20 protein-coding genes and 1 pseudogene are annotated in these 19,713 nt (G+C 44.8%); 6 read left to right on the top strand and 15 right to left on the bottom strand.

Annotated features, from left to right (window positions below; all coding sequences use genetic code 11):
• From ON01_RS13275 to ON01_RS13265, 3 genes and pseudogenes are all read right to left on the bottom strand, one after another.
• A pseudogene (locus ON01_RS13275) lies at positions 1 to 450 on the bottom strand ((Fe-S)-binding protein); the annotation flags it as partial.
• Positions 451 to 663: 213 nt separating this feature from the next.
• A complete protein-coding gene (gene argS, locus ON01_RS13270; RefSeq protein ID WP_010531548.1) occupies positions 664 to 2,337 on the bottom strand; it encodes an arginine--tRNA ligase in 1,674 nt (557 codons plus the stop codon).
• Complete coding sequence (locus ON01_RS13265; RefSeq protein ID WP_010531547.1) at positions 2,334 to 2,777, bottom strand: YwiB family protein; 444 nt, start codon at positions 2,775 to 2,777, stop codon at positions 2,334 to 2,336. The genes argS and ON01_RS13265 overlap by 4 nt, the downstream gene beginning before the upstream one ends.
• Positions 2,778 to 2,967: 190 nt before the next feature.
• Here ON01_RS13265 and ON01_RS13260 point away from each other — a divergent pair, with 190 nt between their 5' ends.
• Positions 2,968 to 5,031 carry a transglycosylase domain-containing protein gene (locus ON01_RS13260; protein ID WP_040912527.1) on the top strand — a complete coding sequence of 688 codons (2,064 nt, stop codon included), beginning with the start codon at positions 2,968 to 2,970 and terminating at the stop codon, positions 5,029 to 5,031.
• Positions 5,032 to 5,350: 319 nt separating this feature from the next.
• Here the strand turns inward: ON01_RS13260 and ON01_RS13255 are convergent, their stop codons facing one another.
• The 3 genes from ON01_RS13255 to ON01_RS13245 all read right to left on the bottom strand — a co-directional run bounded on the left by ON01_RS13255 (position 5,351) and on the right by ON01_RS13245 (position 7,776).
• Complete coding sequence (locus tag ON01_RS13255; RefSeq protein ID WP_010531545.1) at positions 5,351 to 5,875, bottom strand: YwhD family protein; 525 nt, start codon at positions 5,873 to 5,875, stop codon at positions 5,351 to 5,353.
• 70 nt (positions 5,876 to 5,945) lie between these two features.
• Entirely contained in the window at positions 5,946 to 6,455 is a 510-nt protein-coding gene (locus ON01_RS13250) for a YwgA family protein (protein WP_010531544.1), read from the bottom strand.
• Positions 6,445 to 7,776, bottom strand: coding sequence for an HD domain-containing protein (locus tag ON01_RS13245; RefSeq protein WP_010531543.1), 1,332 nt, complete (start codon positions 7,774 to 7,776; stop codon positions 6,445 to 6,447). The genes ON01_RS13250 and ON01_RS13245 overlap by 11 nt, the downstream gene beginning before the upstream one ends.
• Before the next feature lie 87 nt (positions 7,777 to 7,863).
• Here ON01_RS13245 and ON01_RS13240 point away from each other — a divergent pair, with 87 nt between their 5' ends.
• Positions 7,864 to 8,715, top strand: a complete 852-nt coding sequence (locus ON01_RS13240; protein WP_010531542.1) for a lipoate--protein ligase family protein — start codon at positions 7,864 to 7,866, stop codon at positions 8,713 to 8,715.
• A 194-nt stretch (positions 8,716 to 8,909) separates the two neighbouring features.
• On the opposite strand, the gene ON01_RS13235 is transcribed toward ON01_RS13240, so the two are convergent.
• The 3 genes from ON01_RS13235 to pta all read right to left on the bottom strand — a co-directional run bounded on the left by ON01_RS13235 (position 8,910) and on the right by pta (position 12,196).
• Positions 8,910 to 9,701: an SDR family NAD(P)-dependent oxidoreductase gene (locus ON01_RS13235; RefSeq protein WP_010531541.1), complete on the bottom strand. Its 792-nt coding sequence runs from the start codon at positions 9,699 to 9,701 to the stop codon at positions 8,910 to 8,912.
• Between the two features lie 39 nt (positions 9,702 to 9,740).
• Positions 9,741 to 11,003 carry an Nramp family divalent metal transporter gene (locus ON01_RS13230; RefSeq protein ID WP_010531540.1) on the bottom strand — a complete coding sequence of 421 codons (1,263 nt, stop codon included), beginning with the start codon at positions 11,001 to 11,003 and terminating at the stop codon, positions 9,741 to 9,743.
• A 224-nt stretch (positions 11,004 to 11,227) separates the two neighbouring features.
• Entirely contained in the window at positions 11,228 to 12,196 is a 969-nt protein-coding gene (gene pta, locus ON01_RS13225) for a phosphate acetyltransferase (protein ID WP_010531539.1), read from the bottom strand.
• 281 nt (positions 12,197 to 12,477) lie between these two features.
• Between pta and hemQ the strand changes: the two genes are divergently transcribed.
• From hemQ to ON01_RS13210, 3 genes are all read left to right on the top strand, one after another.
• Positions 12,478 to 13,218: a hydrogen peroxide-dependent heme synthase gene (hemQ, locus tag ON01_RS13220; protein ID WP_010531538.1), complete on the top strand. Its 741-nt coding sequence runs from the start codon at positions 12,478 to 12,480 to the stop codon at positions 13,216 to 13,218.
• A 225-nt stretch (positions 13,219 to 13,443) separates the two neighbouring features.
• Entirely contained in the window at positions 13,444 to 13,911 is a 468-nt protein-coding gene (gerQ, locus tag ON01_RS13215; RefSeq protein WP_010531537.1) for a spore coat protein GerQ, read from the top strand.
• A 90-nt stretch (positions 13,912 to 14,001) separates the two neighbouring features.
• Positions 14,002 to 14,253 carry a hypothetical protein gene (locus tag ON01_RS13210; RefSeq protein ID WP_010531536.1) on the top strand — a complete coding sequence of 84 codons (252 nt, stop codon included), beginning with the start codon at positions 14,002 to 14,004 and terminating at the stop codon, positions 14,251 to 14,253.
• A gap of 39 nt (positions 14,254 to 14,292) precedes the next feature.
• On the opposite strand, the gene ON01_RS13205 is transcribed toward ON01_RS13210, so the two are convergent.
• From ON01_RS13205 to ON01_RS13195, 4 genes are all read right to left on the bottom strand, one after another.
• Positions 14,293 to 14,661: a DUF423 domain-containing protein gene (locus ON01_RS13205; RefSeq protein ID WP_010531535.1), complete on the bottom strand. Its 369-nt coding sequence runs from the start codon at positions 14,659 to 14,661 to the stop codon at positions 14,293 to 14,295.
• Between the two features lie 25 nt (positions 14,662 to 14,686).
• Positions 14,687 to 14,971, bottom strand: a complete 285-nt coding sequence (locus tag ON01_RS13200) for a YwdI family protein (RefSeq protein ID WP_010531534.1) — start codon at positions 14,969 to 14,971, stop codon at positions 14,687 to 14,689.
• A 160-nt stretch (positions 14,972 to 15,131) separates the two neighbouring features.
• Entirely contained in the window at positions 15,132 to 15,272 is a 141-nt protein-coding gene (locus ON01_RS19560) for a hypothetical protein (protein ID WP_175284953.1), read from the bottom strand.
• A gap of 249 nt (positions 15,273 to 15,521) precedes the next feature.
• Positions 15,522 to 15,836 (bottom strand): phasin family protein, encoded by a 315-nt coding sequence (locus tag ON01_RS13195; protein ID WP_010531533.1) that lies wholly within the window; start codon positions 15,834 to 15,836, stop codon positions 15,522 to 15,524.
• Positions 15,837 to 16,245: 409 nt separating this feature from the next.
• Between ON01_RS13195 and ON01_RS13190 the strand changes: the two genes are divergently transcribed.
• Entirely contained in the window at positions 16,246 to 17,595 is a 1,350-nt protein-coding gene (locus ON01_RS13190) for a YjiH family protein (protein ID WP_010531532.1), read from the top strand.
• Between the two features lie 124 nt (positions 17,596 to 17,719).
• On the opposite strand, the gene ON01_RS13185 is transcribed toward ON01_RS13190, so the two are convergent.
• Entirely contained in the window at positions 17,720 to 18,547 is an 828-nt protein-coding gene (locus ON01_RS13185; RefSeq protein ID WP_010531531.1) for a sugar nucleotide-binding protein, read from the bottom strand.
• A 33-nt stretch (positions 18,548 to 18,580) separates the two neighbouring features.
• Positions 18,581 to 19,609, bottom strand: a complete 1,029-nt coding sequence (locus ON01_RS13180; protein ID WP_010531530.1) for an acyltransferase family protein — start codon at positions 19,607 to 19,609, stop codon at positions 18,581 to 18,583.
• Positions 19,610 to 19,713: the final 104 nt, after the last annotated feature.

Here is a 19,713-nt window from a genome sequence, read left to right as displayed (position 1 = left end):
TAGGACAAGCCCCGCTTTAAAGCCGCGCTTAAGGCGGACAAGCTTTTCGATATAACGGCGGTAAAATGCCCATACGACCGCCACCAGGATCATGAGTGTCACAAGTTCCTGAAAAAACGTAAAGCCTGGGTACAGAATCCCGAATGGCAGGTGGTTGCCTGGTGACAATCCCTTAACGAACATGTCAATCGCGCCAAACTGTACGAGTAAAAAGCCATAAAACATCATGACATGAATCGTACCGGACTTTTTATCCTTCAACAGCTTGGACTGTCCAAAGACAATCTTCCCTATGCGCCGGAAACGCTCTTTAAAGTCCCGGTCAAACTCGGATTTTTTCCCCATTTTTATGTAGGAAACCCGAGTGGCAACGACTTTAGCGAATAAGAATATGCCATAGGCGACAATTGCAATGAATGCCAGCCAGTTGATAAGTAATAATGCGTTCATCATTCGCTCCCCCTTTGGTATAGTATAACGGAAAATGTTAACGATTGCATTATTTTGAAAAGAATGAAACTAAAAACTTCAGGCGCCTATATTTATATTATGACTATTACTTTATATTATGAATGATCATTCAGTCAACAGATTTATAGAAAGTTAAGAAATGAAAGCTAATAAAAAACTTGCAAGAGCTCACTGCCCCTGCAAGTGCAGACATTACATTTTAATCGGTGCACTGATGCCGATTAGGCCAAGAGCATTTGCCAAGGTAACCCTGACTGCCTTCATCAGAGCGATGCGCGCTTTAGTCAATTTCGGATTATCCGGATCAAGCACTTTCTCCGCGTTGTAGAAGCTATGAAGCAGTGAAGCCAGGTCAAATGCGTACTGTGTCACCTTATGCGGTGCATATTTTACGGCAGCATCGGCCACTGTCTGCGGAAATTCGCCCAATTTTTTCAGGAGATCTGTTTCCTTCTCAGCCGTCAGCAGATCAGCATTAAATTCTCCGCCCACAACAAAGCTTTTCGATTCGGCCTGCTCAAGCATTGTGCAGATCCGTGCGTGGGCGTACTGAACATAGTAAATCGGGTTATCATTTGACTGGGAGCGCGCTAGATCAAGATTAAAATCGAACTGTGTATCGTTCGAGCGCATAACAAAGAAATATCGTGTGGCGTCAACACCGACTTCTTCCATCAAATCCCGCAATGCAATCGCGTTACCTGTCCGTTTGCTCATGCGGACCTTCTCTCCGTTTTCAAACAGATTGACGGTCTGAATGATTCTGACGGCAAATTTTTCAGCCGAATAACCGAGCGCCTGGATCGCTGCTTGCATCCGTGAAATATAGCCATGATGATCGGAGCCCCATACGTTGATGACTTTATCAAATCCGCGTTCAAGCTTATCCTTATGATACGCGATATCCGGTGTTAAGTACGTATAATTGCCGTCCCGCTTTATCAGCACGCGATCCTTGTCATCACCGAAATCGGTGGAGCGGAACCATGTCGCACCGTCTTGTTCATAGACATAGCCCCCATCGCGCAGTGTCTGAATGGCTTCTTTCACTTTGTTATTATCGTACAAAGACTGCTCGGAAAACCAGTTATCAAAATTAACGCGAAAATCAGCCAGATCTTTTTTCAGGTTGCCGAGTTCAATATCCAATCCGTAATCCCGGAAGAATGTCAGACGCTCCTGTCTGTCCACATTCACCCATTTATCGCCATATTCTTTGGCAAGATCCTCCCCGATGCTGACAATATCGTCACCGCGGTAGCCATCCTCAGGCATCTCGGCATCATATCCAAGCGCCTCCAGGTAACGGGTTTCAACCGATATGGCCAAATTATCAATCTGATTCCCGGCATCGTTAATATAATATTCGCGTTCGACATCATAACCCGCTGCATTCAGCACGTTGCAAAAAACATCGCCATATGCGGCGCCACGGGCATGGCCAAGATGCAGATCACCGGTCGGGTTCACAGAGACAAACTCTACCTGAACCTTCTCACCATTTCCGAAATCGGACCGGCCGTAAGCTTCACCCGCATCCAGGATAGAGGGAATCAGGGCGCCGAGGAAGTCATTTTTCATGAAAAAGTTTATGAATCCCGGACCGGCGATTTCCACCCTCTCAACGGACGCTTTCGACTCGTCAATATTTGCGGTGATAGCTTCAGCGATCTGACGGGGTGCCTTTTTAGCGATTTTTGCCAGTTTCATGGCAATGTTCGTTGCAAAATCACCATGTGCCTTTTCCTTGGGCTTTTCAAGGACGACTTCAGGCAGTTCGTCCTCCCCGGCCAGTTCTGCCTTCAGGACTGCTGCCGTGATCTCGTGTTTGAGTGTTTCTTCGGTTTGTGACAGTACATTACTCATTGGGAATCCTCCTTAGGTCGAATCGTTAATGTCAGCTGATGCTCTCGTTCCTCCTGCCCGTTTAGCCTGACAGTATAATCAATGGTGAGCACACCGTTTTGCTGTGCAGTCAACATCTGATAGTCTATCGCATTCGTAAATGTTTCCATATGTATATTCCCGTGTGGATGCTGGAAAACATTTTCCGACAGCTTTTGTTCGTGAAATGTTTGATGCATCTGAACCGGTCCAGTGCGTTTGACACTTACTTTATTTGTATGGATCGTCATCATATTGCTGATTGACGATCCATCATCTGCCGTTTCAGTATAAGTCAGCACATCCATGTTTGCCTTTTGATAAAGCTGACCCGTTTCCCTGACTGTATTGTATTCTTTCTGGCCGCTATCTTCAATAGCTGTCTTCAGCTCGACAGCGACTTGTTTCGAATTCCCTTTCATCGGAATCGCTCCTGCTTGATATGATTACCTATTATAGCGATAAAACCCTGACGATTTCAATTTAAAGACTGAAAGGTTTTATAAAAGTTGTCATCATTTAGTGCTGCAAACTTATAACATGACGGGTTTAATCCGTGCTGTTTTTTCCCATACTGGAATTAATGATTATGTCGTAAACGGGGCTAACTATATGAAATCATTATTTCGTTTAAACGGGCAAAAACATCGGCTGTTCTATATTCTTCCGCTTGGCTTATTGGCGTGCGGATTCCTTTTCGTGGTCGGGGTCTATTTTGTCAGTTTTCTGTTGGGGCCGCCGGAGCTCACCAATGATCAAAACACAGTTTATTACAGCGTGGACGGCGAAAAAATCGGAGAAGAAAGCGGTGCGGAAAACCGGTACTGGGTCGAGCTTGAGGAGATGTCACCGCATTTAATCGAAGCGACGCTCGCTATTGAGGACCGGCATTTTTACAGCCATAATGGTTTTGACCTGAAGCGGATTGCCGGGGCAGCTTTATCTGATTTAAAAAGTTTATCCTTGAAAGAAGGGGCAAGCACGCTGACCCAACAGTATGCCAGGAATCTGTTTTTATCACATGAAAAAACATGGGCACGCAAACTGAAGGAAGCTTTTTATACGGTAAGGCTGGAGATGTATTACTCAAAAGACGAGCTGCTCGAAGGCTATTTAAACACCATTTATTATGGACATGGCGCTTATGGGGCAGAGGCGGCCAGCAGGCATTTTTTTGATAAATCTGCTAGTGAACTTTCCCTTGCTGAGTCTGCAATGCTTGCTGCCATTCCGAAAGGCCCGTCATATTACTCACCGTTCAATGACCAGGAAAATGCGAAGAACCGTCAGCAGCAGATTTTAAGTTTAATGCTTGAAAATGACCAAATAACGGAACAGGAGCATTTACTGGCTACAAGAGAAAATCTGGCTTTTACCGAACCGGAAGATCGCGAAAAAGTATCGGTCGCACCGTATTTTCAGGATTCAGCACTAAAAGAAGCAGCCAGGATTCTGGAGCTCGATACGGAAAAAGTCCGCTCAGGCGGCTACACAATCCATACGACGCTCGATACCCGTCTGCAAAATCAGCTTAAAAAAAATACAGGAAATGAAATAAGAGCGGGCAGCAGCATTGAAGTTGGCGCTATAGCCATGAACCCGGATACCGGGGGGATTCGTGCACTGATTGGCGGTAAGGATTATACAGAAAGCCCATTCAACCGGGCGGTGAACGCAAAACGAATGCCCGGGTCCGCTTTCAAGCCATTTTTATATTACACAGCATTGAACAATGGCTACACGCCGACAACCATGCTGATGAGCAAACCGACCGCATTCAAGCTTGAAGATGGCGAGGTTTATCAACCAAGTAACTATAATGGTTACTATGCGAATGAGCAAATAACACTCGCCCAGGCTCTGGCACTGTCCGATAATGTGTATGCCGTCAAAACCAATTTATCTGTCGGACCGGAAAAACTGGTTGATACAGCAAAGAAATTCGGCATCACCAGTGATCTGCCGGCTGTCCCGTCCCTTGCACTGGGCACCGCAACGGTCACACTGGAAAATATGGTGACAGGCTACGGGATGCTTGCCAATGGCGGCTATGAAATTGACAGCCATACGATAGAAAAAATCGTTGACAGGCATGGCAATACCGTTTTTGAAAGGGAGCAAAAAGAAAGCGATCCGGTGCTTGATCCGCAAGCGACTTTTGTTTTAACACAATTGATGACCGGTATGTTCGACCGGTCACTTGATGGCTATATGTCGGTCACAGGTTCAACTATCGCCAATCAGCTCAGCCGAACTTATGCCGGAAAGTCAGGTACAACCGAGAGCGACAGCTGGATGATCGGCTACAGCCCGTCACTTGTCACCGGTATCTGGACAGGGTATGACAATAACAAACAAATAACAAAAGCAGCAGAAGAAGCTTATTCAAAGAATATATGGGCCTCATTCATGGAAGATGCCCATCAGAATACCGATGGACAGAGATTTGATGTGCCGCCAGGGGTGGTCGGTGTGGCGATTGACCCTGCAAGCGGTAAACGCGCTACACCTTATTGTGACGCAAGCCGTGTCATGTATTTTGAAAAGGGCAAAGAGCCTGAGGGCCACTGCACCATTCATATGCCGGGTGAACAGGAAGAACCCGGTCGTAATGGAAAGTCGCCGCAGGAAGATGACCGGGGTCTGTTTGATAAAGTATTTGATGCGCTGTTTTGATTGTGAGACACTTCCACATGACCGGGGCTGAGCCAGTTGCGGGGATCTTCTGTCTTCGGCTGAACTGCAACAAAAAAGGCCGACTTCCGTGAAAAAGTCAGCCCCTTTTGTGTCCTAGTAATGCATGAGTTAGCCCATGTACACATATTTTACAAATTTACCATTGAAAGTACAAGATTTTAATTGATTGTTCATAAATAAGTCACAAAATGTTCACTTTCTGTGGAACTGAGTAAAGTAACATTTCAGTGGAGGGTCTTTTGTCCCTGCCTCCTTACATGCAAAAAAATTCAGCGGGGAATGCCCGCTGAATGCTCTGTTATTCTACCGCCAAAGCCTCTTTCAATTCATCTGTCGAATTTCTCCACATGTCGCCGCCTTCAAAATCAGCGAGAAAATCCCGCAATAGTTTTTTGGAATGGTCGTCCATATGTTCAACCACAATTTTTCCTTTTAATGATTTCTCCATATGTTTCACATGTTCCGGCATTGATTTATATGCACGTTTAATTGACCGGTCAACAACGAGCTCACTGGCCCCAACGCCTGCAAAATACGGTCCGTTTTCGCCTTTTTCAGTTGTAACCCAAACAATCCAATAGCGTTTGCCATTCTTGACAACCTCTCTGTCATTCTGGAACTTCACCCGACGCTCAACCTCGCTGCGCGCATGCATCGCGCCCATATCGACAAAGGCACGGTCGTCATTTGGATCGATTATAACAGATGACATATTTTCAAGACTGATCGATCCGATACCGTAGCCGCCATGCCCGTCATTCGGATCGTCTTTTATAATTGTAAATTGATTGCTCTTCTTCTGATTGGAAGATTGATCTGCCATTACAAGAACCCTCCTGAATTGTTCTTGGTTCTTATTGTAGCATATCACGAAAGCGTTTTTCATCCAATGCTCACTGGATCGGGTTAATGTCTCTTAGATGAGGGATGAACTGAAATGCTTCATCTATTTCTGCATTCGTATACTTTTGCTTCGGCTTGACGGTGTGGATTTTTTCAGTCAGCTTTTCCATCGTCAGCCCTTCAAAGTAAAGCATGGTGGAAACAAGTTCAAGAAAGCGTGAGCTCTTCGCTTTCAGCAGGTCTATCTGCTCTGACATATCCGGCATATCCAATTGAAACTGATCCAAAAATGCCTTCCCGTCATCAGTCAGCTGATAATAATATTGAATATAATTGCGCACCGATTGCTTCTCCTCGGAAATAAATCCGAGATTGCACAATTCCTGAACTCTTAGGGAAAGCTCCTCCGAATAGGGTCCATAGAAGTGAAACTGATATTTCTCTTCAAACGGCAGGTGGCACTTCTGCAGAATATAAATCATTTTTTGCAGCTTTTTTCGCCCGGTGATATCATTTGCTTCCGAAAAAAATTGCATAAGTCTGGCATGATTAGTCAGCATTTTCTCCCTCTCCTTCCAGGTGTTGCTCAAAGTCCAAAAGTTCCATTATCCGTTTCTTAACTGGGTCATCATTGCTGAGTCCCCTCAAAATGTCAGCCGGAAAATACAGCTTGTGATCGGTTCGTTTTTTCCCGGAAATGGATTCAACAATATCGGAGTTTCGCGAGAGTTCCTTCAGACTCCCGTCTTGCGTCAGAAGATTTATCGGCAATCGCTCATCCTCTTCACCCGGCCGGTAAAAATCATACGGCAGGTCTGAGGACGAATCAACTTCCAAGTAATAATCGGGATTAATCCCAGCCTTCTGAAACAATTTATACAGTTCCATCCATTCATTCATCTGCTGGTTTGGATTAAACTCAATATACTTAAACAGACGCCGGTTCATGAATCGCTCGCACAAGTCCCGCAATATCTCATCGTCCTCTTCCTGCCACAGCTGAAAATAATAGAAAACGATCGATTCATCCAGTTTTAAATAGTCCGCAAGACCGACATTCTCGTTAAAGAATGAAACAAAATGGAACGGCTTTAATTTGAATGTATAGTTGTTTTCAAATAAGTACTTGGCCCGATGAAGGATTTTCGACAAAATCACTTCGGCGCTGCGTGTAACCGGGTGGAAATAAACCTGCCAGTACATCTGATAGCGGCTCATGATATAGTCTTCAACCGCATGCATGCCACTTGATTTAATCACAACCTGATCTTCAATCGGCCGCATTACCCTTAGAATCCGCTCCATGTCAAAGTGACCATAGCTGACACCGGTAAAATAAGCATCGCGCTGCAAATAATCCATCCGGTCAGCATCAATCTGGCTGGAAATCAGACTGACAACCAGTTTATCTTCATATGTTTTGTCAATCACGTCAGCCACTTTTTGCGAAAAACCCGGCTCAACAAGCTCGAGAATTGTATGTATTCGCGTGTCCCCCAGGATAATCTGCTGGGTGAAGTGTTCATGGTCTAATTTGAACACTTTCTCAAATGAATGTGAAAACGGCCCATGTCCCAAATCATGCAGCAGTGCCGCACATAAACAAAGAAGCCGTTCGTCATCATTCCAGTCATCCCGGTCCTCAAAGTTGCCGATAATGCGCCGGACAATCTCGTAAACACCAAGCGAATGATTGAAACGGCTGTGTTCGGCACCATGAAATGTCAGATATGATGTCCCGAGCTGCTTAATCCGCCGCAGCCGCTGAAATTCAGGTGCAGCAATCAGATCCCAGATCACCCGGTCCTGAACATGAACATAGCGGTGTACCGGGTCTTTGAATACTTTTTCTTCGTGTAATTGCTCGTCTTTATATGGCATCTTTTCAACCCGTTTCTTTCGACAATGTTATCATATATTATATAATAATTACCCCTAGGATAAAAGATGTCATTAAAGGAGCAACCTATGAAAAATTGGAAAGATGTTGTCGCACACAGGCGATTTCGTTATCTGGACCACTCGAAAAAAAGTTTTTTCCACGGAAAATCATATACCGCACTGACGTCGTTTGCTGTTGACGATGTGTTGTCATTGTTTGCTTACAGTGAAGAGGCCGTTCCCGCAGTCCGTCTTTGGGTCCATCCGGATACGGTTGTACTGGGCATTCCCGACTCACGGCTGCCATACCTGGAGGATGGGGTCAGGTTGCTCGTTGACCGCGGCTACCAGACGATAGTCAGGAATTCCGGCGGTCTGGCTGTTGCACTTGATGCCGGGGTGCTGAATATTTCACTCGTTCTGTCCGATATGAAGCGTATCTCCATTTATGACTGCTATGAAGCGATGGTAAGTTTCATCCGCTACATATTGCAGGACTTAACAGACGAGATTGAAGCATATGAAATTACCAGCTCATATTGCCCCGGTGATTATGACCTGAGCATCGACGGTCGCAAATTTGCCGGCATTTCACAGCGGCGAGTCAAGGACGGTGCTGCGATCCAGATTTATCTTGATGTTGAGGGAAAAGGCCGCGAGCGTGCACGGCTAATTCGCGATTTTTACGATGTCGCCAAAAAAGGTGAGGAAACGAAATTTGACTATCCGGACGTTGACCCATCAGTGATGGCTTCTTTATCAGAATTGCTTGATGTGGCGTTGACGGTAGATGCGATGAAAGAGCGCGTGCTGCAAGGGATCAGGGATGTGAGCGACCGGATTGTTACAGACGATTTTTCTGATGAAGAGCTCATTCAATTTGAGAAGCGGTATGAGCTGATGGTGAAGCGGAATGAGGATGTTTCCAAGATGCAGTGAGTATTTTACATGGCTGGAGAGGCGCTTTGGCGGAATTTTAATTTCTCGCGCTGAAGTTTTGATTTTCGAGCAGAAGTCCCCTCCCCACGGGCAGAAATTTTCATTCTCGGGACGAAGATTGTTTTCTAGGGATCAAGTTTTCGTTTTCGCGTCCATGTTATGATGACTCCCGCCCATGTTTTGTAACTTCCATCTCAGCGCAACACACTGCCGCCTGACAGTTTCACAGACTCACCCACAATGTTTTCTGCAGCGTCGGTTAATAGAAAGGCGATTGTATTGGCCACTTCCCGTGGGTTAGTCATGCGTCCCGATGGAATCGAATCCTCAATAACTTCTTGAAGTGAAACGCCTTTTCGGTCTGCTTTTTTCTGAGCGGATGACCTCCCCATATCCGTATCGACAAATCCGGGGCTGACCGCGTTGACACGCACACCATGTTCGATCGCTTCAAGCGCCATCGAATGCGTAAATGCGGTCATAGCAAATTTTGATCCCGCATAAGCCGTTCCGCCATATGTTCCGCGCAGGCCGGATAATGACGTGACATTGACAATTGCGCCTCGCTGCTGCTTTTTCATTGATTCATAAATCAATTGTGTCAGCAGAACGGCTGATGTGTAATTCAGATGCATGACCCGTTCCATGTCCTCCTGTTCGAGTTGCCCAACAGGGCCGCCGCCGGAAATCCCGGCATTATTGACCAGTAATGTGATCGGTCCATACGCCTTCTCAGCACTTTTCACCAGCTCATTGCGCTCTTCTTCATTTGCGATGTCCGCCGTATGGGTGAATACGTTAGCATCAGGCGTGGCTTCATGAATTTCAGCAGCCAAATCTTCTAATATATTCCCGCGCCGTCCCGTCAGTGTGATAGATGCGCCCATCTCTGCCAGTACCTTTGCTGTTTCAGAGCCAATGCCACCCGTTGCGCCAGTGACCAGGACATGCTCCCCTTTTAAAGCATCATTTGCAAATATACCCATTCAACTCATCTCCTTATCATGACTGTGACCATCTAATACTTAAAAAGAGTTGTATAATTCGATACCTGCCATCACTACAAAGATAACAATAATTCCGCCTAAAATCAGATTATTGGCCACACCATTCCTATAAACCTTTTCCACATTTTTTGAGTTTAATAACAGCATCAGCGTTATTGCAAGAAAAGGAAGGATGGTTGCGCTGAATGCCAATCCGATCAAAACAAGCAACACCGGGTCATCTATAAACAGAAACAGCATGGATGGAAATGTCAGCCAAAGCAAGTATGCGCGATAAGCAGGATCCTTTTCAGAAATATCACGATTTGAATTTTTATCTTTGTTCTTTAACAATTGAACAAAATCCGCAAATATATACGGAAGTCCGTTCCAAGCAGACAACAAGGATGTAAATGCAGCTGCCCAAAAACCGATCAACAGCAGCCAAGTTGCGACGGCTCCAAACCTTTCACCGTAAATCTCGGCCATTGTGACAAGACCTTCATTCCCCGAAATCGATATGCCTGCTCCATACAAAAACTGGTAAGCCACAATCATAAGCGCAAAACAGAAAATACCGGTTATAATATAAGCAACGGCTGAATCAAGGCGCATAACGGAAATCCACGAACCGCCCTGCCAATTTTTCTCGCGTATCCAATAGCAGTAATAAGGAATGGAAGCAGCCCCGCCGACACCGCTAATCAAACCCAGCGTCTGTAAAAAAGATCCATCCGGCATCCGGGGCACTAAACCGTTCGCTAATTCGCCGATGTTGGGCAAGACAAATAGCGCAGAACCAACGACGGTAATAAACATGACAATAACAAAAAATTGCATAATGCGTTCAAATTTTTGATAGCCCCCGAACCATCCTACAGCAAGCCCAATCAGTGCATGGATGAGGGCCCATCCCCAAACAGGCAGAACCGGGAATAACGCAGAGATAAACAGAGCGCATGCGGACGTCACGGCAGCGCCATAAATAAGCCCAAATAGGACAACATAGACCACATAATAGCCTGAAACCCAGCTTCCCAAGGACCGCCATCCTTGTAAGATGGTTTGCCCGGTTGCCAAGTACCAGCGCCCAACGCCTTCATTTAAGATGTATTTTAGAAACGCACCTAAAATAACAGCCCAAATTAACATCAGGCCAAAGTCAGCACCAGCCACAAGGGCTGCCACCAAGTCCCCTGCGCCGACCCCGGCCACGGCTACAACCAGACCGGGACCGACATATGATATCTTCCTTTTCTTCGGTGATTCTACATGCGTGTTACCTGACTGACTCGGCTCCATTGCCGCACCCCTTTCAAAACGTGTAGAAAAGTTTAATGGCTTTATTTTACATGATTAGCTCTAATCTAACAATTCAAAATTCATTTAATTTAAACATTGCCTAAAAGGAGGATATGATTATATCTTGTCATACAGGCAATCTGGTGGTTTATCGACGTAAGAATTCCGGCACGCAAATTAAGCACCCATCAAAAAAGCGCACAGCCTTATGCTGTACGCTCGTATTACGCCTGTGCCGCTGTAATCAGCGCGAGATTATAGACATCCTCGGAACTGCATCCGCGTGACAGGTCATTGACCGGTTTATTCAGACCCTGCAAAATCGGGCCGACTGCTTCAAACTCACCTAACCGCTGGGCGATCTTGTAACCGATGTTTCCCGCTTCAAGACTCGGGAAAATAAAGACACTGGCATCACCTTTGATTACGGCGTTCGGTGCCTTTTTGGCCGCGACACTCGGCACGAAGGCTGCATCAAACTGGAATTCACCGTCGATCACAAGTGATGCGTTTTTCTCTTTCGCCAGCTCTAACGCATTTACCACTTTCTCGGTCTCTTCAGATTGGGCAGAGCCCTTCGTGGAAAAACTAAGCATCGCAATCCGCGGGTCAACACGGAACAGTTTAGCCGTATTGGCACTTTCAGCAGCAATCTCAGCCAAGTCCTGACTGTCAGGATTCACGTTGATAGCACAATCGGCAAACACATATTTTTCATCGTTGCGGACCATGATAAAGACGCCGGATGTTTTCTTAACCCCTTCTTTCGTCTTAATGATCTGCAATGCGGGGCGTACGGTATCAGCTGTCGAATGAGCCGCACCGCTGACAAGCCCGTCCGCCTTGTCCATGTAGACAAGCATCGTTCCAAAATAATTTTCATCCAGGAGCGTCTGGCGGGCTTCATCAGCTGTGACTTTCCCTTTCCGGCGCTTGACAAACACATCAATCATCTCATCAAATTCCGGGAAGTCATGCGGGTCGATCAGTTCACATGCTGACACATTAACGCCTGCCGATTCCGCTTGTTGTTTTATTTCTCCTTTGTCACCAAGCAGTATTGGTGTCACAATGCCGGATGCACCCAGCTGACTGGCAGCTGTCAGAATCCGTTCATCGCGCCCCTCGGGAAAAACAATTTTTTTATCAGCATTTGCCAGCTGATCTTTTATTTCCTCAAAAAGATTACTCATCGGGAGCACCTCCTGCCCTCTATGATACGTGAATTATTTAATCCTGAAAACACAAACATTTGGGTGTTATGCCTTTTTGACAGAAACATGACAAACACCCTGATTCATGCTTATCGTACCCTAAATGTGATATAGTTAAAACGTGAAACAATATCACCCGGATAACGATCTACCCAACCAACGCCGGGCTCAGCATGAGAGAAATCGGTTAAAGGCCGATTTCAATAAACAATTTCACCCAATATGAATATGACCCTACTTCAATAAAGGAGAGATTAGTTATGGCAGCTGAAGCAGTAAAAACATTGGACGGTTGGTATTGTCTCCACGACATGCGTACCATTGATTGGACGTCCTGGAAAGCAGTGTCGGATGAAGAACGGACGGCGGCAATTGACGAATTCAAAAATCTGCTAACGACATGGGAAGCAGTGGAAGAAGCCGAAAACGGCAGTCATGTACTTTATAAAATTGTGGGACAGAAAGCTGACTTGATGTTTATGTTTTTACGTCCGACGATGAACGAATTGACTGATATCGAAACAGAATTCAATAAATCCAAATTTGCCGAGTTTTTGCGCCCGGCCTACTCATATGTCTCCGTTGTGGAACTTTCGCAGTACAGCGGCAACAGCTCGGCAGATGATCCGAAGACACGTGAACGGCTCTATCCGATTCTGCCGAAATGGGAGCATGTCTCGTTTTACCCAATGGACAAACGCCGTCAGGGAGAAGAAAACTGGTATTCACTTAATTTCAAAGAACGGGCGAGACTACTTTATGAACATTCGAAAACTGGCCGTCAATATGCCGGCGAAGTCAAGCAGATCATTACCGGATCATTCGGTTTCGATGACTGGGAATGGGGTGTCACGCTGTTCGCCCACGACGTGATTCAACTCAAAAAAATCGTCTACGAAATGCGCTTTGACGAAGTGAGCGCTCTCTACGGCGAATTTGGCGCGTTTTTCGTCGGCAACCATCTGGCTAAAGAAGATATTGATGCGTACTTAAAAGTTTAAAGAAACTTCATTCAGCGGGGCGCTATTTCCCGCTGATTTTTAGTATACAGACAGTTGTCTCCCTTCCCTAAAAAAACAAACCCACACTTTTTTCTCCGCACCTGTCATCAATTTCATTCTCTTTTCATATATATATCCAGTAGACCATAACATCATGAACTTGAAAAAATGAAGTATTTTCGTAATGTACAAAAGTATATTAATTCTATATAGGAGGTTTTTTTCATGAGTGAGAAAGACAACACAAACTATCCGTACGCCAGCTACTATCCGTATCAGCCATATCCCTACTACTATTATCCGCAGTCATCTCCAGCGTACTATCCTATTTACGATTCAAGACAGACGACGCCGCCGCAAAATCAGCAACAACAAATGCAGCAACAGGCTCAAAATGCTCAGGGTATGCTGCCGATGGAACAATCTTACATTGAAAACATTCTGCGGCTGAATGAAGGTAAACGCGCCACGGTCTATATGACGTTTGAAAACAATGAGGAATGGAATGCGCAAGTTTTCCGGGGAATTGTTGAGGCAGCCGGGAGAGATCATATTATCTTACGGGACCCGCAAACTGGCAGAAGATATCTGCTCTTAATGGTCTATCTGGATTATGTCACGTTTGAAGAGGAACTGAATTATCAGTACCCGTATGGTAATGACGGGCAAATATCGCAAACCCCGCCAAGATAACCGATATGTCTTCGCTCAAAACCTAATAAAAGAAAGCGCCCGGCTTCATCGGGCGCTTGGATGTTTTCACACACAAAAGGGGCAATTGTTATGCACAATCCATATGAAAAATACATACGCATAGAACTGCTGTCCTTGGCACTCGCGGTCGTAATCGGGCTGATTGCCATCGTGCAGGGGTATGTGATCATTATGCTGTTGTGTGTATATCTGCTCGCCTTCAGCATATTTTCTGAAGGACTTTTTCTTCTTAACACCAACCGCTCTACCGAAGGCATTAAACAGGTTGCCAAAGCAGGAATGCTGATGCTTTTGGCTACAATCCTATTTTTCTCACTATAGTCCCCACTGCAGGTGTAAAATGCAATTTCAAATCCACATTCACAAATACTTTATCACAGCATACCCTAGCAAAATCCAGCCGATTAAAAAGGCTACTCCGCCGAATGGTGTTATCATGGCAAACGTTTTGATGCCACTGACTGAATAGATATATAGACTGCCGGAAAACAGGACAATGCCGATAAAGAACAACCAGCCGGCCCAGGTCATCCCGCCGCTTTGCAGTCTAGCAAGCAGTAAACCGGTCACCAATAAAGCCATCGTGTGAAACATTTGATAATTGACAGCCTTATCCCATGTACCCAAGGCCTTTTCAGATAGCTTTCCTTCAAGCCCATGTGACCCGAATGCACCCAGAGCAACGGCTAAAAACCCATTAATCGCTCCCAGAACTAAAAACAATTTCATTTATATCCACCTCTTCTCTCGGCTGTTAAAAATCAAAAAGAGACTTTCCGTTAGCACCGTCATGATCAATCGAATCGTGTGCGGGGTCCGGCTGACGCTTAACCGCTTCACTTCCCATCATCGCTTTCAACTCACGGTCTGTCACATTGGGTTCAGATTCCAGGACAGACTGTTCATCCGTTAATAACTCACAAAGAAGCTGGATATTTGCAGCATGTTTTTTCACTGCCGTTTCATCAGTAGCCATTTTCTGGGCTTCCGTCAGTTCCCGCTGTATTTTTCTAAGTATCGTGTCTGTCGCAACTGCCATCATGACCTCTCCTTTTTGTGGATTTAGCAGATAGACGCTCCTATGATAAAAATCAGCACGCAGTTTTTTCATAACTCACATCAGTCAGTATAACACGAACTCATTTTTGGCCATACAAAAAGCCTTGGCCGGTTCCAAGACTTTTTCACTTCCTATATTATTAAAGACTAATGTTTACCTGCTGTTCGTTTTCTTCAGTATAGCGTTCATAAACCCATTGCAGAAAGACAAGCTCACGTTCATAAAGTTTCCTGCCCAGCTGCTCTTCTGTACTTTCTCTTACCTGCAAAAAGCTTTCCATAACGCTGAGAGCCCCCTCAATTCTTTTCCCACTGAATGTTAGTTGAACGAACCGGACCTTTACGGGCTGTTATCCCCACGTATCTTTCCGTGTTTTCATGAACGATTGAAGCGGAGTCTTACTTCCCGTTAAGGCGGAATAGCGTACACTGCTTTTATGTTAACCTTATTGTACTGCTAATCCGCCAGGGAATCAATACTAAAAGTTAAAATTTACAAAATATACAGATAACCGACAAACTTCAACAATTTACTGTTCCGGCTGCTTTTGCTCCTCCAACTGGCTTTCCAAGTCAGAAATCCGAGCACGCAGTTCATTTATATCTTCTTTCGTTGCAATGCCGAGATCTTTGGCCATTTTCTGCGTTTGTTCATATTGTTTGGTATTCCACTCATCTGTTTTCATTTCGCCTTTATCCATAAAATTACGCATGACCGTCCTTGCCTGCTCCTGTGTTAGTTCGTTTTTTTCAACCATTTCATTCAATCGTTTATCCAATTTTTCTTTTCCGGTAACGGCTGCACCAAGACCCAGGAGAAAGCCTTTTTTCAGAAAATCACTCATGGTCAGCACTCCTTTTCTTTTTATTTGATATCACTGACGTTTTAATCAACATAACCAAAAACACACGCAAACGCAAGCTTTATTTTAATGATCCCATATACGGTTTGAGTTTTGCAAACCGCTGATATTCATTTTTACATTTCCCTTCTCTCTGTTGAGTTAAACGAATCCTTTTGTCCTGCAATCGGACATGCTCTGTTAAATATATTCAACTGCTGATTCAAATATGAATACTAAAGGGTGTTCAAAAAGTCCGGTAACTATGACACATCGAATTTCGACGTTGGCTTGTTATCCTCTCTTTTGAACACGCACTACTAATTAAAAATAATACAATTCCAATTTCATGTAGTCAGTCGCCATCACTTCCGATATAATGAAGAAAAAGAGGTTTGAGAGGGGGAAAATCATGAACCATAACCCGTATAACACAAGTGACCATCTAAGGTTCATTATCCCGTCCCTTTTGGGGATCTTCCTGTTCATGACGCCGGTCAGCTCCGGCGATGGCATGACCATTCCGATTGCTGTTTTAGCCGGCTGGGTTCAGACCGCGCTTTCGGGGCATCTTTCTGCTATTATGACGATTATCATTGTTCTGACGGCACTATTGACGGTCATCGCCAAAATAAAGGGGCCTGATGCATTTTCCGGAACACCTTTTTTTCATGAGCTGTTTTACAAAAGCACATTTTGGACGATAACACGTGTGGCAGCGGCGATCTTTGCTGTTATGGTATTCTTCCGGCTTGGTCCTGAGGCTGTGCATGGGGCGAATACAGGTCAGCTTTTATTGGGCGATTTATTGCATGTTTTGTTTGCTGTCTTTTTATTTGCCGGATTGTTTTTGCCATTATTGATGAATTATGGGCTGCTCGAATTGTTCGGCACACTGATGACCAAAATCATGCGCCCATTATTTAAACTTCCAGGACGGTCGTCGATCGACTCACTTGCCTCATGGATCGGTGATGGGACGATCGGGGTGCTGCTGACCAGTAAACAGTATGAGGAAGGCTACTACACCAAACGTGAAGCTGCGGTTATTGGGACAACATTCTCTGTGGTTTCAATTACGTTCACCCTTGTCATTATCAGTGAAGTCGGACTTGGGCATATGTTTGTTCCTTTTTACCTGACAGTTATCTTCGCGGGATTAATCGCAGCACTGATAATGCCGCGGATTCCGCCATTATCACGAAAGGCGGATACGTACGTTAGCGATTCGGCGGGCGGTGTTGACGAAGAAATCCCTGAAGGTTACAACGTTTTCACATTCGGTTACAAAAAAGCGCTGGACCGAGCGGGAAAAGAAACAAGTGTCTATAAGTTTTTTAAAGAAGGCAGCCAAAACATTCTTGATATGTGGATGGGTGTTGCACCAATTGTCATGGCATTTGGTCTAATTGCACTGATTATTGCTGAATTCACACCTGTCTTCAGCTGGCTCGGAATGCCGTTTATCCCGCTCCTTGAATTGATGCAGGTGCCGTATGCAGAGGCAGCGTCCGAGACTATATTAATCGGATTTGCTGATATGTTCCTGCCGGCGGTGATCGGGGCATCGATTGAAGCGGAAATCACCCGGTTCATTATTGCAGCATTATCCGTCACCCAGCTGATTTACATGTCAGAGGTCGGTGGACTTTTGCTTGGCTCCAAAGTACCGGTTTCGTTAATAGATCTATTTGTTATCTTTTTGCTGCGGACAATTATAACGTTGCCGATCATTACGCTTTTTGCGCATATGATATTTTAACTTATTGACAGAACCTTGATATTCCCCACAAATGCCATATGTACCTTTGTCAGTAAGACGCCCCGTCATCTCATTGATGGACGGGGCGTCTTTCTACTATAAGGGGGTATTCTATTATACGCGTTTAACGAAATGTTTGTTTCACCGCTTGGGTAATTTTTTCAGTGTTTAACACGGTATTTTTAGGAACTTCCTTATCAACCTCTTCGTCTTCAGGAGCTTTTTCCACAAGCTCCCGATTAAAGCCGCGCTTTTCGGCCATTTGTTGCATGAATTCATAGAAACTGTAACTTTTATCCGGACCGGCATGATAGATTCCTGTCTGATCATTTTGGATAAACTCCGTTATGACCCCGGCAAGATCCCCGACATGAACAAATGTCCGGATCAGATCATCACGAAACGCTATCCTGTTGCCCAATCGTAGCTGATAAATTAATTGATCGGTTCGTTCATCGAGTTTACCGATTTTATTTTCCCCATATATCGGACCGGCGCGTAAAATAACGTAATTGCTTAAATCCTGGGTAATAAAGTTTTCAGCTTTAACTTTAGCATTTGCATAGGTGCTCAGCACGTGTTCCGCGGGCAATTTTGACGTCGAATCACCTTCAGAGTACGGCCCATAGCCATCCGCAAAAACAAAATCCGATGAAACATAAACTAATTTTGTATCAGGTGTGATATGGGTGATCAGATGCCGGAGACCTTCCTGAATCAGCTCATCCTCATTCGGGCCGCTCATAACAGACCAAACAATAACATCCGGCTGAGTTTGCTTAAAGTATTCCGAAAAGGACTCAGGCTGGTTAACATCCAACTTATACAGATCATCGAACACGGCCGGATCTTCCAAATACGTCCCTGCAACATCTGTCCCCGGTATCTCTTTTAATAGCTGATAAACTGACGCACCTAAATAACCGCTTGCTCCAAACACGCATACATTCATTGGTTTCACCTTCCCTTTTAAGAAGTTACCTGTTTATGCACTTGCGTCTTCACCATATTGCCTTCTCGTACCGAATCGTTGTTTGTATTTGTTTTTCAAGATGGACAGTCTACCTTCTATAGCCGGCTGCCAGATGCTCTGTACCGGTCTGCTGGATAAGACAAGCACGATCAGTGCCGACATGACAGCAAGACCAATTAAATCGATAACATGATTGACGGCAAACCAATCAGCTGCCCGGAAAAACTGGACAAAGAACCCATGCAATAAATAAACATAAAGTGTTCGCGTTCCCAAATCGGTTAATTTATTGCGTTTTTCAGGCATCCAGGCCAACACACTGGCTGTCATGAGCGCAGATGTTATATAAACAAGCAGTCTTGCTATAATACCATACTCAGGCAGCCCTAAAGTACTGTATGATTTAGAAGCCAGCAGCCAGCCTGTATTGAAATCCGGGGCAACGAAAATCGCTGCCGCCACAACAGCCATCACAATTAAAGCGGCTGTCCGCAGCTGAATCTGTTTCAGCCACTTGATCTGTGTTTGCGTCACCCAGTAACCCATAAGGAAAAACGGGAAAAATACAAAGGTACGCGACAAGCTGAACATATGACCGACATCGCCAAAGTAGCCGACAATCAGCCCGATGCCAATCGAGATAGACAATCCCATTACAGCCGGCATTTTTTTGAACAGGATCAGTAGCATATGCCAGCTGAATAAGCTGAATAAAAACCATAAAGCCCAGTGGGGATAGAACACCTCCAGCTGCCAGCCGTCTTTGTCGATCAGAAAATAATAACCTGTATAGATAACCTGGAAAATCAGATAGGGTATCAATAATTTTTTAGCTAATTTCGTGATATAACTGATATTCCCGGCACCTTTTGCGAAAAAACCTGCCAGTAAAATGAAAGCAGGCATATGGAATGTATAAATCCAGAGGTATAATGTGTTCAAACCCTGAGATCCATCCACAAAAGGCTGAATAACGTGACCAAACACGACCAGAAATATCAGGATCAATTTTGCATTGTCAAAGTAAGCATTTCTCTCCACGTTCTTTCATCCCTTTACTTGTGTGTTCAAAAAAGAGGATAGATTTTTTGAACAACCTCTTTAAATTTCTTTGACTTTTCTATACCCACTATACCCCATGTAAA

It is taken from the genome of Lentibacillus jeotgali (assembly GCF_000224785.1).
Taxonomy (GTDB): Bacteria; Bacillota; Bacilli; order Bacillales; family Amphibacillaceae; genus Lentibacillus; species Lentibacillus jeotgali.
The sequence above is the reverse complement of the archived record's forward strand: the minus strand, read 5'-3'. Positions and strand labels throughout refer to the sequence as shown.

Excerpts from the sequence above, each read along its gene's own strand:
- ON01_RS13195 (WP_010531533.1), bottom strand. The coding sequence starts at position 15,836 with ATGAGTGATTTTCTGAAAAAAGGCTTTCTCCTGGGTCTTGGTGCAGCC.
- ON01_RS13185 (WP_010531531.1), bottom strand. The coding sequence starts at position 18,547 with ATGAATGTATGCGTGTTTGGAGCAAGCGGTTATTTAGGTGCGTCAGTT.
- ON01_RS13200 (WP_010531534.1), bottom strand. The coding sequence starts at position 14,971 with ATGGCAGTTGCGACAGACACGATACTTAGAAAAATACAGCGGGAACTG.
- pta (WP_010531539.1), bottom strand. The coding sequence starts at position 12,196 with ATGAGTAATCTTTTTGAGGAAATAAAAGATCAGCTGGCAAATGCTGAT.
- ON01_RS13235 (WP_010531541.1), bottom strand. The coding sequence starts at position 9,701 with ATGGGTATATTTGCAAATGATGCTTTAAAAGGGGAGCATGTCCTGGTC.
- hemQ (WP_010531538.1), top strand. The coding sequence starts at position 12,478 with ATGGCAGCTGAAGCAGTAAAAACATTGGACGGTTGGTATTGTCTCCAC.
- argS (WP_010531548.1), bottom strand. The coding sequence starts at position 2,337 with ATGAGTAATGTACTGTCACAAACCGAAGAAACACTCAAACACGAGATC.
- ON01_RS13265 (WP_010531547.1), bottom strand. The coding sequence starts at position 2,777 with ATGAAAGGGAATTCGAAACAAGTCGCTGTCGAGCTGAAGACAGCTATT.
- ON01_RS13190 (WP_010531532.1), top strand. The coding sequence starts at position 16,246 with ATGAACCATAACCCGTATAACACAAGTGACCATCTAAGGTTCATTATC.
- ON01_RS13245 (WP_010531543.1), bottom strand. The coding sequence starts at position 7,776 with ATGCCATATAAAGACGAGCAATTACACGAAGAAAAAGTATTCAAAGAC.
- ON01_RS13240 (WP_010531542.1), top strand. The coding sequence starts at position 7,864 with ATGAAAAATTGGAAAGATGTTGTCGCACACAGGCGATTTCGTTATCTG.
- ON01_RS19560 (WP_175284953.1), bottom strand. The coding sequence starts at position 15,272 with ATGGAAAGCTTTTTGCAGGTAAGAGAAAGTACAGAAGAGCAGCTGGGC.
- ON01_RS13260 (WP_040912527.1), top strand. The coding sequence starts at position 2,968 with ATGAAATCATTATTTCGTTTAAACGGGCAAAAACATCGGCTGTTCTAT.
- ON01_RS13210 (WP_010531536.1), top strand. The coding sequence starts at position 14,002 with ATGCACAATCCATATGAAAAATACATACGCATAGAACTGCTGTCCTTG.
- ON01_RS13205 (WP_010531535.1), bottom strand. The coding sequence starts at position 14,661 with ATGAAATTGTTTTTAGTTCTGGGAGCGATTAATGGGTTTTTAGCCGTT.
- ON01_RS13230 (WP_010531540.1), bottom strand. The coding sequence starts at position 11,003 with ATGGAGCCGAGTCAGTCAGGTAACACGCATGTAGAATCACCGAAGAAA.
- ON01_RS13255 (WP_010531545.1), bottom strand. The coding sequence starts at position 5,875 with ATGGCAGATCAATCTTCCAATCAGAAGAAGAGCAATCAATTTACAATT.
- ON01_RS13250 (WP_010531544.1), bottom strand. The coding sequence starts at position 6,455 with ATGCTGACTAATCATGCCAGACTTATGCAATTTTTTTCGGAAGCAAAT.
- gerQ (WP_010531537.1), top strand. The coding sequence starts at position 13,444 with ATGAGTGAGAAAGACAACACAAACTATCCGTACGCCAGCTACTATCCG.